This is a genomic window from Thalassospira sp. ER-Se-21-Dark (assembly GCF_017922435.1).
Classification (GTDB): domain Bacteria; phylum Pseudomonadota; class Alphaproteobacteria; order Rhodospirillales; family Thalassospiraceae; genus Thalassospira.
Genome location: NZ_VDEZ01000001.1, coordinates 1,007,974 through 1,025,720 on the forward strand (window position 1 = coordinate 1,007,974; position 17,747 = coordinate 1,025,720).

Annotated in this window: 9 protein-coding genes; 1 reads left to right on the top strand and 8 read right to left on the bottom strand. The window is 55.7% G+C overall.

The window, feature by feature from the left end:
* Positions 1–9: 9 nt before the first annotated feature.
* The gene (locus FHI25_RS04615) at positions 10–1,626 is read right to left on the bottom strand and encodes an acyl-CoA synthetase (RefSeq protein WP_210515501.1); all 1,617 of its coding nucleotides are present in this window, start codon (positions 1,624–1,626) and stop codon (positions 10–12) included.
* Between the two features lie 119 nt (positions 1,627–1,745).
* On the bottom strand, positions 1,746–3,269 hold the full coding sequence (locus FHI25_RS04620; RefSeq protein WP_246878897.1) for a hypothetical protein: 1,524 nt from the start codon (positions 3,267–3,269) through the stop codon (positions 1,746–1,748).
* A gap of 258 nt (positions 3,270–3,527) precedes the next feature.
* On the opposite strand from FHI25_RS04620, the gene FHI25_RS04625 reads away from it, so the two are divergent.
* On the top strand, positions 3,528–4,247 hold the full coding sequence (locus FHI25_RS04625; RefSeq protein WP_120224031.1) for a Bax inhibitor-1/YccA family protein: 720 nt from the start codon (positions 3,528–3,530) through the stop codon (positions 4,245–4,247).
* Positions 4,248–4,326: 79 nt separating this feature from the next.
* On the opposite strand, the gene FHI25_RS04630 is transcribed toward FHI25_RS04625, so the two are convergent.
* The 6 genes from FHI25_RS04630 to FHI25_RS04655 all read right to left on the bottom strand — a co-directional run bounded on the left by FHI25_RS04630 (position 4,327) and on the right by FHI25_RS04655 (position 17,628).
* Positions 4,327–5,925, bottom strand: coding sequence for a hypothetical protein (locus tag FHI25_RS04630; RefSeq protein ID WP_210515503.1), 1,599 nt, complete (start codon positions 5,923–5,925; stop codon positions 4,327–4,329).
* 191 nt (positions 5,926–6,116) lie between these two features.
* Positions 6,117–7,118: a zinc metalloprotease HtpX gene (gene htpX / locus FHI25_RS04635; RefSeq protein ID WP_210515505.1), complete on the bottom strand. Its 1,002-nt coding sequence runs from the start codon at positions 7,116–7,118 to the stop codon at positions 6,117–6,119.
* A gap of 209 nt (positions 7,119–7,327) precedes the next feature.
* Positions 7,328–10,507: a multidrug efflux RND transporter permease subunit gene (locus FHI25_RS04640; protein WP_210515508.1), complete on the bottom strand. Its 3,180-nt coding sequence runs from the start codon at positions 10,505–10,507 to the stop codon at positions 7,328–7,330.
* A gap of 38 nt (positions 10,508–10,545) precedes the next feature.
* Complete coding sequence (locus FHI25_RS04645; RefSeq protein WP_246878898.1) at positions 10,546–11,721, bottom strand: efflux RND transporter periplasmic adaptor subunit; 1,176 nt, start codon at positions 11,719–11,721, stop codon at positions 10,546–10,548.
* A gap of 135 nt (positions 11,722–11,856) precedes the next feature.
* Complete coding sequence (locus FHI25_RS04650; RefSeq protein WP_210515510.1) at positions 11,857–12,495, bottom strand: TetR/AcrR family transcriptional regulator; 639 nt, start codon at positions 12,493–12,495, stop codon at positions 11,857–11,859.
* 297 nt (positions 12,496–12,792) lie between these two features.
* Positions 12,793–17,628, bottom strand: a complete 4,836-nt coding sequence (locus FHI25_RS04655; protein ID WP_210515512.1) for an NAD-glutamate dehydrogenase — start codon at positions 17,626–17,628, stop codon at positions 12,793–12,795.
* Between the last annotated feature and the right edge of the window lie 119 nt (positions 17,629–17,747).

Sequence of the window (17,747 nt, forward strand, 5' to 3'; positions counted from 1 at the left end):
GATTGAGGATCAGGCGATATCGCGCAGTGCCCGCCTGACGACCTTACCGGTGGTTGTCATTGGCAATTGATCAAGGAAGGCGATCTCACGCGGGTATTCGTGTGCGGCCAAGCGGGTTTTCACGAAATCCTTGATTTCGCTTTCAAGCGCCGGGCTTTGGGCAAAGCCATCGGCCAGCACGACAAAGGCCTTTACGATCTGGCCGCGCTGTTCGTCGGGTTTGCCAATCACACCGGCCATGCGCACGGCCGGATGGCCGATCAGGCAATCCTCGATCTCGCCCGGGCCGATGCGATATCCGGCCGAGCTGATCAGGTCATCGTCACGCCCGACAAAGCGAATATAGCCATCAGCATCGATACAGCCCATATCGCCGGTCAAAAGCCATTCGCCGACAAACTTGTCGCGGGTGGCCTCGGGATTGCGCCAGTATTCCAGGAACATCACCGGATCGGGCGCACGCACGGCAATGCGGCCCATTTCACCGGGTTCAAGCACCTTGCCGCTCAGATCAATCACCGCGACATCGTGGCCAGGCACCGGACGGCCCATCACACCGGGTTTGGGTTCCATGATCGACTGACAGGAACTGACCACCATGTTGCATTCGGTCTGACCATAGAACTCGTTGATGGTGAGGCCAAACACCCGACGTCCCCAATCAAGAAGTTCCGCACCCAATGTTTCGCCACCGCTTGCAATAGAGCGGAGCTTAAAATTGAACCTTTGCGCCATATCGTCACCAGCGGCCCGCATCATCTTAAGCGCGGTCGGTGGCAGGAAGGTATTGCGCACGCCATATTCGGCCATCAGGCGAAAGGCATCTTCGGGCGTGAATTTCTCAAACCGGTGGGCGACGACCGGCACCCCGTGATGCCAGGCGGGCAACAGAACATCCAGAAGCCCGCCAATCCACGCCCAATCAGCCGGGGTCCACATGACATCACCGTCTTCGGGAAAGAAATCATGTGACATCTCAACACCGGGCAAATGCCCCAGCAACACCCGATGGGCATGCAACGCGCCCTTTGGCTGGCCGGTGGTGCCCGATGTGTAAATGATCAGGGCCGGTTCATCGGCACGGGTATTGACCGGCTCGAACACGTCACTGGCTTCTGATGACAGGGCCTTGAAATCAAAACAGTTATCCGGTGCCCCATCAATCACATAGACATATTCAAGCGCGGGCAAGAGATCGCGGATTTCGGCAATCTTGGCGGCACCTTCCTTGTCGGTCACCAATGCCTTTGCCGCGCAGTTACCCAGACGATATTCCAGCGCGTCGACGCCAAACAGGGTAAAGAGCGGTACGGCAATACACCCCATCTTATAGGTCGCGACATGCGCGATTGCCGTTTCCGGGCTTTGGGGCAACAAGATCCCCACCCGATCACCGCGCCGGATGCCATGACGGCGCATGACATTGGCAAACCGGTTCGACAGGCGCTTGATCTGTGAAAAGGTGTAGTCACGGCGCGTGCCATCGCGCCTGCGATGCATCAATGCCAAACGATCCGGGTCATCCGCCCATTTGTCGCAAACATCGACGCCAATATTAAAGTGGGTTGGCACGTCCCAGGCAAATCGTGAACGCACCGAAGCATAGTCAGAACGACTGCCCAGCATATTTCCTCCCTGAATTCGCCGCTGTTCTTTATTTTTGGGTGCGGCAAATGTTGCGGAGCATGCTAGTGGCAATCGTGCGAAATTGGAAGGTCTGTCTGCGCGGCTCTGATTGCCGGTATTTAGCTGCCCGGATCAAGCAGGAAGGTGAAGTTGGCATTCTGTCCGACGTCGGTCGTTGCACGGGCATGACAGCCAAGGCAGGTGGCATCAGACTGATCCTGCATGAAGCTTTCAAGCGTGCTGTTGGTCAGGAAACGCGGCACCTCGCCGATACCGAACGGTTCACCACCGGGATTGCCGATCCATTGCGTGCCGAGCAGCATATAATTTGCAAGGACGCTGCCATTCAGCTTGGTCTGCCAGACAAAGTTGCTTTCAGCCGTGCCTGAAAACAGTCGCCAGCAACGCACAATATCGGGCGGGGCAGGATGATCCCCGGAAGCGAACCGCGCATAGGGCGGGTTGTCTGACCATTTCAGAATCCCGGATATCGGTTGATTGGCCGGGCCGCCGGCTGGCAGTTGGCCACCATAAAAGGCGAATTCCCCTTCGACGGCTTCGGGCACGAGACAGCCGTTTTCAAACGGTTGCTTGGTGATGATGCTGTTGGGGCGCCGGGCATTGGCGGCCAAGGGCACATTGTCGATATGCTCGAAACTTGACCAGATCCAGCGATCCCCGTTGCCGCTGGCGACCCGCTGGACAAGATGCATGCCAACCAACCCGACCGTGACATCAAGACATTTCGCCCGGCCATCAATTGTCTGATCACGGGCAAGCGATATGCGCGCCGGGCGGGTAAAATAACGACCCCGATTTGTCGCATCCGCAGTTGGCAGGATACGCCAGGAAAACTTCAGAAGCTGTGCCCCCATCATACCGGGGGCAGAGGCTGGAATAGCAGGGCCCGATGCGTTTGACGCATCTTTCGCAACCGCATCGGCGGACGCGAATTTTGCCTTCGTTGCAACATCGGCCTGCAGATGGCCGGTAGGGAAATCGATGTTTTTCCCGGACGTGGCAAAGGCGGCACGCCCGGCTGGCGTTTGCAGGTTATTTGCGATGATATATTCAGCGGCGACCTGGTTAATGCGGGTTTCGAAAAGAACGAAATTGCCCGCCTGATCAATCAGCACATCACCGGTAGATTGCAGATAACTTGCCAGCAGCAAATGCCCGTCGGGAAGATCATCGGCACAGGCCGGATTCGGATAGGTCACCTCGGAAAACAGGTCCCGCCTAGTCGGGAAACTTTCCCATAAGGCTGCCTGACCGGGATGATCGAGCGGCGCCATCAGCGAAGTGAATGCCTGCCAGGAGAACCGGTCAAACGGGCGCTGGGCGTGATAGGCAAGGAAGCGATAAACGAAGCTGGCGTCAAATTCCGGCACATCAACCGGCGCAATAGCACACGGACCCGTGCCACTGCCATCGGCACAGAATTCTGCATTGTCATAGATGTCGGTAAAAACCGGAATATCGCCATCACCGGCCGCACGTTTCAAACTGGCATTTTGCGCATGTCCGACCGTGGCACCCGCCATCATCAGAGCAACCAAAACAGCACCAATTGCACACGCACCTGACCATCCCCAAAAAAGATGAGCTGATGGCAGCATATTGAATGCGATGAAGCGTGGCATATTCCGGACCTTGGTAAAGTTCGCAACGGCTTTGCGGGTCCCGCAGTAGCAACATTATAGACCGGTTTAGCAAGCATGTCGCCAATATGCGATTTCACGATAGCGTCACATCCAGGGTGAACAAGTTCACATCTGACGGCGGCCCGGAGTTGCACAATCTGTCAAAACGTTGCTTTTCCCGGAAATCCTGCCATATTTTGATCATCGCAGAATTGTATATCTATGTTCTGCTCACAATTGGATCAAAGAGGGATTTCAATGGCTTTTGAAACGCGTCAACGCGGCTATGACGTCTCGGTTGGCCGGTCGGCGGCCGAGATCGATGAAGGTCTCCGCGCCTATATGCTGCGTGTCTATAACTACATGGCATCTGCACTTGCCCTGACCGGTATCGTGGCAATGGCTGTGTCGACCAGCCCGACCCTGATGCAGGCTATTTTCGGCACCGGACTGCACTGGATTGTCATGCTGGCCCCGATCGGGCTTGTGTTCTTCCTGAGCGCGCGCATCCACAAGATGAGTTTTGGTGCCGCACAGGCGACATTCTGGATCTACGCCGCAATGATGGGTCTGTCCCTTGCGTCGATCTTCCTGGTTTACACCGGTGAGTCGATCGCGCGCACGTTCTTCATCACCGCGGGTACCTTTGGTGCGATGAGCCTGTTTGGCTATACCACCAAGAAAGACCTTTCGGGCTGGGGCAGCTTCCTGTTCATGGGCCTGATCGGTATCATCATCGCAATGGTGGTGAACATCTTCCTTGCCAGCACGATGCTGCAGTTCGTCATTTCGGCGGCTGGTGTTCTGATCTTCACGGGCCTTACCGCCTATGACACCCAGAAAATCAAGGAAGAATATCACGAGCATGACGATGCAACGACCGCAGGCAAAAAAGCCCTGTTTGGTGCGCTGCGTCTGTATCTTGATTTCGTGAACCTGTTCATCATGCTGCTGCACTTCTTTGGCAATCGCGAATAGAAGTTGCCCGGCAGTCGCAGTCAAAACCCCCGCAGCATCCGCTGCGGGGGTTTCTTTTTGTCTTTGGTCAGGATGTGGCTCAGGACGCATTTGCCGTGTCTTTGCCAAGGCCACCGGTTGCGTCCATAAGCGTCTTGCGATGTCCAAGCTGCGACAGAAAGTTTTCCGAGCGGGTAAAGCCGCCCGACGCAGCACGCGCAGCCCCCTTTGCGCCGGCTTCGTTAAATGCCTCGTAGGCCTGTGAATAGCTCATCCGGGCGTGGGTGAGCATTTCTATATCCTTGTGCAGATTGCCGTTGGTCAGATAGACGGTGGCAAGCGCAAACATGATCCGACCCCAGATATAGGGATGATCGCGACGCGTGCAGACTTTAAGGGCTGCCTGAAAAACCGGGACAACCTGCGTATCGGGGATGGTCACATCGCGAATGGTGGCAGACGATACAATCGCATCCGCCAGACCATAAGCGATCAACGCATAAAGCGGGCCGTGAACGCGTGCATTGATCATGCCAAGCGCCCGGCGGTAATGCGCAGCACCCTTGTCGACGATCTGGGCATTTTCCTTGTCCTTGCCAGTCAGGACCATGGCCTCGCCAAGTTTGCAGATCGAAAGGGCACGATCGACCGGCGAACCCATCGAAAGTTCGATCCTGCGTTCCAACATGCGCCAGATCGCAATCGACAATTCGCCAGAGCGCGCCTTGAGGTTTGCAATCAGTGACCAGTTCACAAGCGATCCATAAAGGGCGAGTGCGGCTGTGGTGCGGGGATCGACCTTGGAAAAATCCGTGACGCGATCAAGCAATTCCGAAAGCTGGCTGGTTGGCGCGGCCGGATCATATTCCGCCAGGGCTTCGCCCTTGAGACCGGTTGGTGCGGCGGTTTTCCCTGTGGCGGCCACCGGTTTTTCGGCAATATCGGCCACCATCTGGCGGATATAGGGTTCCATGACACGAAGCGCACTTGCGCAATAGGACCGATCACCGGTTTCCGACAGGACAAACGCCCCGAACCCATAGGCCAGCGCCGCACCGGCACCAGCGTGCGAAAAGACTTCACCGCCCAGAACGCGGTCCTGAAGGTCTTCCATGATCGCTGCCAGACGCGCAATCTGAAGGGCGCGCTGTTCACCGCCCCGGGATGTCAGGACAAGCTGTGCGTTCAACAGCACCCGCAATGCCTCGGCAACGTCGGAATGGGTCGGCTGACGGAAGATATAGGTCTGGGGCAGCATCAGGTCATAAAGCGATGATGTCAGGGCATCGCTGACCAGATAGAGGTTGAGATACCCGGTGCTGGCATCCTGACGCCCCCAGAAGACTGTATCGGCATCCTTGCGGTGCGCCATATTAAGAACGCTTAGCTGCGCTTCGCGTATGGCCTGAAACGGATCGGCGGCATCGGGGTTTGGTGAAAAGAACTGATCAACCCGAACCCCTTCGCTTTCCGGGACGGACGAAACAGCGGCTGTCACGATATCTGAAATATCATCAACGGAACTTGCACCGATATGGGCGTTGGTATCGGCAGGCGTGAAGCGGGCGATAGCATATCGGCACAGGACATCATCTGTCGCCAGAATATCTCTGGGAGCACCCCCCGTATCATCGACAGTATCGGCACCTGTGATCAAGGATTTGAACACAAGGCCAACCATTGACCAGAAACCAGCCATTCTTGTCCTTATCTGTTCCCTGCTTCTCGGAGCCTGAACAGCAGGGATCTCAAGACTTTAGTAGGGACATTTTCGTCCTACAAATCAGGTTGGTCAATGGCGTGGGTTGTCATTTCACTCATACCGAAGAATAGGGTACACGATCCCAAAAAGGGTGAAATGACATCCAACAAAACAGTGTTTTACCGGGTTCAGGACTCCCAGGGCCGTTTGCGCTGTCGCGATGCGTTGGGCGTCGAAGAAGCGGGTTTTGATGAATTTCGACCCCACGGGCCACGCGGCGGGGCCGCCTTGGCAACACCGGCACCCTGCCCTGCCGGACGGCCCGGTGCATTGCTTGCAGGCTTGCCTGACATTTCCTTCAGGCGCGCGATGCGGTTGGCCATGTTGGGATGGGTTGAAAACAGGTTATCAACACCTTTGCCCGACAGCGGGTTGGCAATGTACATGTGGGCCATCGCCGGGTTGCGTTCGGCATCCATGTTCGGGATGGCGTGAACACCCTTATCAAGTTTGTTCAATGCACTGGCCAGCCACATCGGATGGCCACAGATTTCAGCCCCGATCTTGTCGGCTTCATATTCACGGGTGCGCGAAATTGCCATTTGCACGATCATCGCCCCCAAGGGTGCGAGAATGGCAATCAGGATCATACCGATCCCGCCCAGCGGGTTATTGTTGTCGCGATTGCCGCCAAACATGCCGGCAAACATCGCGAAGTTGGCGAGTGCCGAAATCGCCCCGGCGATGGTCGCAGTGATGGTCATGGTCAGGGTATCGCGGTTTTTGACGTGGGCCAGTTCATGGGCCATGACGCCAGCGATTTCGTTGCGATCAAGCAGTTTGAGCAACCCTGTGGTCGCCGCCACCGCCGCATTTTCCGGGTTACGGCCCGTCGCAAAGGCGTTTGGTTGCGGGTTTTCAATCACATAGACCTTGGGCATGGGCAGATCGGCATTGCGCGCAAGGTCGCGCACCATCGCCACCAGTTCGGGTGCTGTTTTGTCATCGACCTGCCGGGCGCTGCGCATACGCAGCAGCATCGCGTCCGAATTCCAATAGGCGAACACATTCATGGCGGCTGCAAACAGCAGCGCAATAATCATGCCCTGTTGGCCGCCAATCATCATGCCGACCGCGCCAAACAGCGCCGTCAATCCGGCCAGCAACAAACCTGTACGCACATAGTTCATGGTCGAAAACCCTTATCGACAAACATTCCGACCGAAAGATAAGGCGAAGTCCGGCCAAGGCAAGGGCCATCAGACCAAACTGAGATATGGCTCACATCAGAAAACCAAAACGGGGCCGACTTGTATCGGCCCCGTTCGGGAATTTAAAACAGCCGGACCGGCGGGGTCGGGGGAAAAAGACGGTCCGGCTGTTTATGCAACGATATCAGTCACTCCGCAGGCTGGTGTGTTTCAGCCTCATCAAGTGAACGAACGTCGTTGCGCCGGCCAATCATGCGTACAAGAACATAAAAGACCGGGGTCAGGATCAGGCCAAATATCGTCACGCCCAGCATGCCCGAGAAAACGGCAATACCAATCGCGTGGCGCATCTCGGCACCGGCACCACTGGACAGAACCAGCGGGACGACACCCATGATGAAGGCCAAGGAAGTCATCAGGATCGGGCGCAGACGAAGGCGGCTGGCCTCGATCGCGGCCTGAACGGTGCTGCGACCCTGATGTTCAAGTTCGCGGGCGAACTCGACAATCAGGATGGCGTTCTTTGATGCCAGTCCGGCCAGCACAAACAGGCTGATCTGGGTAAAGATGTTATTGTCACCCCCGAACAGATAGACACCAAAGATGGCAGACAGGATGCTCATCGGGACGATCAGGATCACCGCCAATGGCATGGTCAGGCTTTCATATTGCGCCGCCAGCACCAGGAACACGAGCAGGATACAGATCGGGAAGACAAAGATCGCTGTATTGCCTGCCAGGATCTGCTGATAGGTCAGCTCTGTCCATTCATAGGACATGCCCGGCGGCAAGGTTTCATCAAGGATCTTGGTGATCGCCGCCTGTGCATCGCCACTGGAATATCCCGGTGCCGCGTTACCATTCAGATCGGCAGAACGGAACGCGTTATAACGCATCGCCGTATCCGGCCCGAATGTTTCAGAGACCGACAGCACAGAACCAAGCGGCACCATATCGCCATCTGCGTTGCGCGTTTGCAGGCGCAGGATGTCATCGGGGCTTGAACGATATGCCTTGTCTGCCTGTGCGATCACCTGATAGGTGCGGCCAAAGGCATTGAAGTCATTAACATACATCGACCCGAGATAGACCTGCATGGTGCGGAAGATCTCATCAACCGGGATGCCAAGCTGCTGGACCTTGGTACGGTCAAGCGTTGCCTGAAGCTGTGGCACGTTGATGTTGTAGCTTGAAAACACACCGGTCAGTTCCGGTGCGGCCCATGCCTTGGCAAGGACCTGTTTCATCGCATCATCAAGCGCGCGATAGCCCTGATCGGAACGATCCTGTACCTGAAGCTTGAAACCACCGACAGTGCCAAGCCCCTGCACCGGCGGTGCCGGGAAGATGGCGACAAAGGCCTCGTCAATCGCGCCAAATTTCTGCTGGAGCTTGCCGGCGATGGCAAGACCCGACAGATCATCGCTTTTGCGTTCGGCAAAATCCGTCAGCGTGACAAAGACGATGCCTGCACTTGAGCTGTTCACAAAGCCGTTGATTGAAAGCCCCGGGAAGGCGACAGCACTTTCAACACCGGGTTCGCGAAGCGCGATGTCAGACATTTCACGAATGACGTCTTCGGTCCGGTCCAGTGTCGCGCCCTGCGGAAGTTGGGCGAAGCTGACAAGATACTGCTTGTCCTGAAGCGGTACGAAGCCTGTCGGCAGGATCTGGAAGCCCTGATAGGTCAGGGCCAGAAGACCGACATAAAGCACCATCATGATGGCCTTCACACCCAGCAGGCGCTTCACACCACCGGCGTAAAGATCGGTGCTGCGGTTAAAGAAGCGGTTGAAGGCGCGGAAGAACCAGCCAAAGACAAAGTCCATACCGCGTGTCAGCCAATCTTTCGGTGCGTCGTGACTGCGCAAAAGCACAGCCGACAAGGCCGGGCTCAGTGTCAGTGAGTTGACGGTGGAAATGATCGTGGCAATCGCGATGGTCAGGGCAAATTGCTGATAGAACTGGCCGGTCAGGCCGGAAATAAAGGCAATCGGCACAAACACACCGGTGATGACAAGCGAGGTCGCAATGATCGGCCCGGTCACTTCGCGCATGGCGGCAACCGTTGCATCACGTGGCGAAAGACCACGTTCGATGTTTCGTTCAACGTTTTCGACGACGACAATCGCATCATCGACCACGATCCCGATGGCCAGGATCAAGCCAAACAGCGACAGGACGTTGATCGAAAAGCCCATCAAAAGCATCAGCGCAAAGGTACCGATGATCGATACCGGCACGGCCAGCAACGGAATGATTGAGGCACGCCATGTCTGCAAGAACACCGTTACCACGACAACCACAAGGGCGACGGCCTCAAGCAACGTCATGATGACCGACTTGATCGAGCCACGGACAAACACGGTCGGGTCATAGACAATCGAGTAGTCCAGATCGTCCGGGAAGCTTTGTTTGAGTTCTTCCATGGTGGCGCGGACGTTGCTTGAAATATCAAGTGCGTTCGAGCCCGGCGATGCAAAGATCGGGATTGCCACTGCAGGCTTGTTATCAAGCAGTGAGCGCAGCGCATATTGCTGGGCTTCCATTTCGATGCGCGCAACATCGCCCAAACGCGTAATCGTGCCGTCAGTTTCGCGTTTGATGATGATGTTTTCGAACTCTTCGGGGCTTTCCAGACGGCCGCTGATATTGATCGGCAACTGGAACTGCACACCAGTGTCATAAGGCGCACCACCAATGATGCCGGCTGCGACCTGAACGTTCTGGCTTTGGATGGCTGAAACCACCTCGCCCGCGGTCAGGTTACGTTCGGCAACCTTGTCCGGGTTAAGCCAGACACGCATTGCATAATCGCCTGAACCAAACAGCCCGACCTGCCCGACACCGGCAATACGGGCCAGACGGTCACGCACATTCAGCGTCGCGTAGTTCCGCAAATACAGCATGTCATAGCGTTCATTGGGCGAACGCAAATGCACGACCATGGTCAAATCAGGCGACTGCTTTGATACGGTCACGCCAAGCTGGCGCACAACATCCGGCAGGCGTGGTTCGGCCTGCGAGACGCGGTTCTGAACTTTTTGCTGCGCCAGATCCGGGTCGGTGCCGATTTCAAACGTCACTGTCAGGGACAGATTGCCGTCGGTGGTTGCCAGCGAGTTGATATAAAGCATCCCCTCGACCCCGTTGATCTGTTCTTCAAGCGGGGAGGCAACGGTTTCGGAAATCTCGGCCGGGTTCGCACCGGGGAATTTGGCTTCGACCACAACGGTCGGCGGCACAACTTCCGGATATTCGGAAATCGGCAAACGCCACATGGCAATCAGGCCCGCCAACAAGATCAGGACGGACAGGACGCCGGCAAAGATCGGGCGATCCACAAAAAAGCGGGAGAGATTCTGCATGTTTTTCAGCCTTGCTTTAAAGCGCAGTCACACATCGATTACGATGCGGAGGCCTGCAGAATTTCGGGCGCGACAGGCATACCCGGCCGAACCTTCATGATGCCATTGACGATCACGAGATCACCTTCGTTCAGACCCGATGTCACAATGCGCATGCCATTGATCTCAGACCCCAGCGTTACCTGACGATAGGCAACGGTATTGTCGGGTTCGACAACATAGACAAACTTGCGGTCCTGATCTGTGCTGACGGCTTCTGGCGAGACCATGATGACGTTGCTTTTGGCCAATGTGCCGACCTCAAGGCTGGCAAAGGTGCCGGGCAGAAGACTGCCATCAAGGTTATCAAACATCGCACGGGTCCGGATGGTGCCGGTCCGCGGATCAATGCGGTTGTCAAAGCTGTGCACGTGTCCGGACACATGACGACCATTCGACAGCGTCATATTGACCGGAATGGTTTGGGCAGCAGCGTCAATTTTGCCGCTGTCGCCGAGACTTGCAAAGAAGGTCTGCTCATCCAGGTCGAAATCGGCATAGATTTTACCGGTGGAGACGATCGTGGTCAGGACCGGGGCATTGGGGCCGGCATTGACCTGGTTACCGACCGTCAGCTCAACCCGGCTGACACGACCATTGATCGGTGCTTTGACATAGGCGTGATCAAGCTGGATTTCGGCCAGTTCAAGCTTGGCCTTGGCGCGGCTGACGTCACTTTGGGCAACCTGATGGGTGCTGAGACGTTCGTCATAGACGCGCTTGGAAACCGTACCGTTGGAAACGAGTTTCTCGGCCCGTTCCTTTTCCTTTTTCGCCAGCGACAGGTTCTGCTGGGCGGCGGCCAGTTCGGCGCGAGCCTCATCGACCGCGGCCTGATAACTGCGCGGGTCAATCACGGCAAGGATATCGCCCTCACTGACCAACTCACCGTCTTCAAAAAGGATTTCGACAATCGCACCACTGACCTGCGGGCGCAGCTGGACTTCCTCGACCGCACTCAGACGGCCGGAAAAGTTGCTCCAGAGGCGGACAGATTGAGTTTTGACACCCGATACGGTGACCGGGGTTGCCGGAGGGGCTGCTTGTTCGGTTTGAACCGCGACCTCATCAGCGGCGGATCCGGTGATATGCAGGCCATATCCACCGGCGGCAGCAACCAGCGCCAAGGCGGCAGCTGGCAGCAAAATTTTGCGTTTTGATCGAGACTGCATCATTCCATCTTCCAAATAGGTTACGCCGCGCACAGGCAGCACGTTTGGAAGAAAAATGGATACCGATCGGTATGTTTGCAAGTGAATTTAGAGAAAAAAGTGAACTATTTTCTCTAGACAACGAAATTTGCAGGGGATTTAGGCGGCTGTTTCCGCACCTAAATCCCTGTATTTGCATTGCAAATTAAGGATTCGGCAGATGCCGTTGCGAATATCAGACCGAACGGTATCAAGATCGTTGAAAACCTGGCCATAGGTCAGCAAACCGTGAACATACTGGAAAATCAATCGCGCCAAAGTTGTGGCGTCGCCATCTTCACCCAGCATGCCCTCGCCTTTCAGGCCGCGCACCATGGATGCCAGATATTTGATCTGCTCTTCGGCAAGTTCGCGTGAACAGGCCTGGATCGGCTCATCTTCCGGACCGACCTGACCACCGGCGGTGAAGATCGGGCAGACACAGACTTCATTTTCACCAGGGACGGCATAGCGTTCCTGCTTGTTGCAAATGAGCTCGATATAGCTGTTAAGCTGTTCAAGCGGCGGGACGTCCGGGGAAAAGATGGCGCGAAGCTCGTCCTTGCCCTTTTCCCAGTGATGGCGGGCCGCTGCGGCAAACAGCTCTGCCTTGCTGTCAAAGTGATGATAGAACGCACCCTTTGTTACCCCGGCATGCTTGCATACATCACTGACGCCAACGTCGTGGTAACTGCGTGTCGCCAATAGCTCCATCGCCGTTTCAAGCAGCTTGATCCGGGTTTCTGTGGCGTTCCTCATAACCTTAACCTGTTTTGTTTATATGCCTCAGATATACATACCGGTTGGTATTTTTCAAGGAATACACCGGCAATATTTTGATCCCATCATATAATAATGGCAGCAGAATGACAGGATTTCCCATTAATTTCCGTGATCTAGCGCAAATCACGCTGCATCGCCTTTTTTGCCGTTAAGGCGGTATGTTTTCTCAACGACGCGCTATGAGCATAGGCCATTGATTGAAAATAAAAGAAGGGCGCCCGTTACAGGCGCCCTTCCAGTTTTTAAAAACAAGGTCTTTCGACCTGTCAGACGTCAAGCCCCGATCAGGGCCCTAATCTGGCGGTTGGCCACCGTGATCATGGCAAGATCGATCTGACCGGCTGAACGCAGTTCATTGATCAGATCATCACAGCGTGCGCAGCCACGCTGACGATCTTGCACCCAGATATCGACAAGGTCGGAGCCGGACGAGCCTTTTTTGCCCGCAGCCAGAACCGAACGGGTCAGCTCGCGCTGATGACCGAACAGATCGTCGATCACTGCCGCCCGCGCCAGTTTCTGCCAATGGGTATCGGCTTCGATCGACTCGGCAGCTGATCGCATCAGGCCCAACTGGAAACGTGCCCCGACTGCGAAATAGGTGGCCGACACTTCGATCACATCGCGACCGGTTGCCTCGGCGATACGAACCACGTCACAGATCGCCACCAACTGGGTCGCAGAGGCCACACGCCAGGCGAGGTCTTCTGGGACACCTTGGGCGACCAGCGATTTGGCCTTTTGTTCCAGCGCCTTGCGTGCAGCAGCATCCTCGGGGACGATTTCATCAAAGCTTTCGATCACCTTGGAAACCGCCGGGCGGAACATCTCGATCTTTGCGCCGACATTAAGCTCCTCGCAATTGCGCAGGAACCACTGGGTGACATCGTTTACCATGCGATTGATTTCGCGGAACATGCTGGTCTGAAGTTTCGCCAGCACGACGTTATCAAGCGCTTCGATGCCTTCCCACATTTCGCGCAGCCCAAAGACAGACCGCGTGATCAGATAACCGCGCGACACATCAACCGCCGACATGCCGGTGGATTCCATCATGTCATGGACGAACGTGCCGCCGACCCGGTTGACCAGACTGTTGGTCGCCACGGTCGCAATGATTTCGCGTCTCAGACGGTGGTTTGAAATCGCGTTTGCGTATTTCTTGCGAAGCGGTGTCGGGAAATATCGCACCAGTTCTTCGACCAGAACCGGATCATCGGGCAGGTCGGATTCAAGAATTTCGTCATAGAGCCACAGCTTTGCATAAGGCATCAGAACCGAGACTTCCGGACGGGTCAGGCCTTCATGCGCGTTGGCACGACGGGTGAGTTCCTCGTCATCGGGAAGGTATTCGATTTCCCGGTTCAGGCGCCCTTCGCGTTCGAGCATGCGGATCAAACGGACTTGTGCATCAAGAATATCGGCCTTTTCCGCATCGGCATTCGAGATGGCCTGGCTTTGCAGATAGTTATCACGCAGCACCAGTTCGCCGACTTCGTCGGTCATGTCGACAAGCAGCTTGTTGCGTTGCTTTTCGGTCATGTCGCCAGCCGCAACCACTTCGCCCACGAGGATCTTGATATTGACCTCGTGGTCCGAGCAGTTGACACCCGCCGCGTTATCAATCGCATCGGTGTTAAGACGACCACCGGCATGGGCGTATTCGATACGGCCCCGCTGGGTCGCACCAAGGTTTGCCCCCTCGCCAATGACCTTTGCGTGGACTTCACGACCATTAATGCGGATGGCATCGTTGGCACGGTCACCGGCATCGGCGTCGGTTTCAAGACTGGACTTGATATAGGTCCCGATCCCGCCAAACCACAAAAGTTCGACATCGGATTTCAGGATGGCCTTCATCATATCAGCCGGGGTGACCTTGCCACTATCCAGCCCCAGAACCTTGCGGACCTCTGGTGACGGATCAAGGGTCTTGGCCTTGCGATCAAAGATGTCGCCACCCTTGGACAGGACTTTTTTGTCATAATCGGTCCAGCTTGAGCGCGGCATGTCAAACAAGCGTTTGCGCTCAGCAAAGCTTTTGGCCGGGTCCGGGTCGGGATCGACAAAGATGTGCATGTGGTTGAAGGCCGCAACGAGTTTGATCTGCTCGGAGAGCAGCATGCCATTGCCAAACACGTCACCCGACATATCGCCAACACCCGCAACGGTAAACGGCGTGGTCTGGATATTCTTGCCCATTTCGCGGAAGTGACGTTTGACCGACTCCCACGCACCACGGGCAGTAATGCCCATTTTCTTGTGGTCATAGCCCTGTGAGCCGCCCGATGCGAAGGCATCATCAAGCCAGAAGCCATAATCACGGGCAACGCCATTGGCGATGTCCGAGAAGGTCGCCGTACCCTTGTCAGCAGCAACAACCAGATAGGGATCATCATCATCGAGACGCACAACGCGTTTTGGCGGCACGATTTCACCGGCAACGATATTGTCGGTGATATCGAGCATCCCGCTCATCAGTGTCTTGTAGCAGGCAATGCCTTCCTCAAGGAATGCTTCACGCGTGCCATCGACCGGCGGACGTTTGACAACAAAGCCACCCTTGGAGCCGACCGGGACGATAACCGCATTCTTGACCATCTGGGCTTTGACCAGACCGAGGATTTCGGTACGGAAATCTTCCTGACGGTCTGACCAGCGAATACCGCCACGGGCCACCGGACCACCACGCAGGTGGACGGCCTCAACCCGCGGGGAATACACAAAGATTTCACGCCACGGACGTGGCAGTGGCAAATCTTCGATCACGGCCGAGTTGAATTTGACCGACAGATAGGACTTCGGATTTCCATCCGCATCATGCTGGAAGAAGTTGGTGCGAAGGGTCGACTGCACCAGATTGAGGAAGGCGCGCAAGATGCGGTCTTCATCCGGGTTCATCACGTCTTCGAGGCGGCTGATGATGTCAGCCTCAATCGCTGCGACCTCGTCACCCTTGGCCGGATCGCGATCCGGATCAAAGCGCGCAATAAACAGCGACACCAGAGCGGATGCCAGCGCCGGATTGTTGGCGAGCGTCTTGGCCATATAAGCCTGCGAGAAAGCCGATCCGGTCTGGCGGGTATAGCGGGCATAGGCCCGCAGGATCACCACTTCGCGCCAATTCAGATTGCCCAGCAGCACAAGGCGGTTAAACGCATCATTTTCAACTTCGCCATGCCAGATGCGGACAAACAGTTCCTGGAACTTGTTACGCACATCATGGAGGCTGAATTCGCCATCAACCTCGACGCCGAAATCATGAATGCGAACATCAATCCCGACATCACGCGGACTGACCGTGAAAGGATTTTCGGTAATGACCTTGAGCCCCATGTTTTCGAGCATCGGCAAAACATCGGACAGCGGTACTGGCGCACCAGGATTGTAGATCTTGAAACGCAGTTCATTTTCGGCGGCTTCGATCGGGCGATAAAGATTTACCCGCAGGTCATTGGCATTAATGACCTCTTCGATGCGTTCGATATCAAGCTCTGCACTCTCGACCGTGAAGCGTTCACGATATTCCGTCGAGAAGCTTTCGCCATAGCGACGATGCAGCGCAAGACCACGTTCCTCACCCAGTTCACGTACAAGGACCTGACGCAGAGTATCGGACCAGTCACGGGCCACCTCGACCAGTTGGCGCTCGATATCAGCCACACTGTATTCGGGCAATTCACCGGGATTGGTTTTGACCAACAGGTGCAAACGCGCAAGCGGACTGTCGCCAATCAGGGTGTAGTGCGCCGTGACTTTGCCATCAAAGGCGTTTTCAATCACGGTCTGGAACTTCAGGCGCAGCTTGGTGGTAAAGCGATCGCGCGGGCAGAACAGCTGACAGGAGACAAACCGTTCAAACGCATCGCGGCGCACGAACAACGCAATGCGTTGACGTTCCTGCAGATGCAGGATTCCCATGCAGGTGTGATAAAGATCGTCCAGATCGACCTGGAACAGCTCGTCACGCGGATAGGTTTCCAGAATGTTGACCAGCGCCTTGCCATCGTGACTTGCTGGCGGGAAACCGGCACGTTTGACGGTTTCAGCAAGCTTCATGCGCAGAAGCGGGATCAGACGTGGGGACAGGTTATAGGCGACCGAAGTAAACAGGCCGACAAACAGGTGCTGACCAACGACCTTGCCCTTGGCATCGAACTGTTTGACGACAATCGTATCAAGATGCACAGGACGGTGAACCGTCGATTGTTTGTTGGCCTTGGTCACCATCAGCAGGTTTGGCTTGGCGACGAAATCCTGCACCTCAGCCGAAAGGTTGCCAATCTGGCGCAACTCATCAAAGACGTGGGTTCCTTCGCGCGACAGAATGCCGAGCTGATTTTTGACCTCGACATCCACCGGGCCCTTTTTGCCAGCATTTTTAAAGCTGTATTCCCGATAACCAAGGAAGGTGAAGTGGTCATTGTGCAGCCATCCAAGGAAGTCCTGCACCTCGCGGCGGTCCTCGTCTGGCGCGCCTGCCTTGACATCGCCAATCTCATCAAGAACTTCGGTGACCTTTTTAAGCATCGGCTGCCAGTCGCGCACAGCAAGTGCAACGTCGGTCAGACTGTTTTCAAGTGCGTCATGGACCTTGGCCAGAACGTCCTTGTCGGTCTGCTCGTCGATTTCGACATGCATGACAGATTCACGCGGATCGTTGGTTTCTTCAACGCTGGCAACACTTTGCAATTCACCCTTGTCATCACGGGCAATGCGCATGATCGGGTGGATGACAAGATGCACGGTCAGATCAAGTTCATGCAGGGCGGCAGTCACCGAGTCCACCAGGAACGGCATATCCGTATTGTTGATTTCGATCACCGTGTGATCAGACGTCCAGCCATGTTCTTCGAGATCGGGGTTATAGACCCGGATTTTGGCCGTATCGGCCGAGGGGCGCTTTTGCGCGAATTTGTAAAGTGTAAGTGCCGCGCCATAAAGCGAGTCGACCGAGCGACCCGCCATGTCGTCAGGCGGAACATCCTTATAAAAAAGGCGAACGAATGCTTCTGCACCCTTCGCCGTTTCACCAGACATTCGTTGATGGATCTTTTCGACAACCTTGTCGATGACTTCCCGCTTTGGGTCGCCGTTTCGGGCTTTCATGACCAATTTCCCTTTTTCCCGGCTCTGTTTACCAGAACCGAAACACCGATCTTTGCGACCGGTGCCACACACCACTGATTCAGGGTCTGAACCCAATTAAATGCTTAAAATGGTCGCGA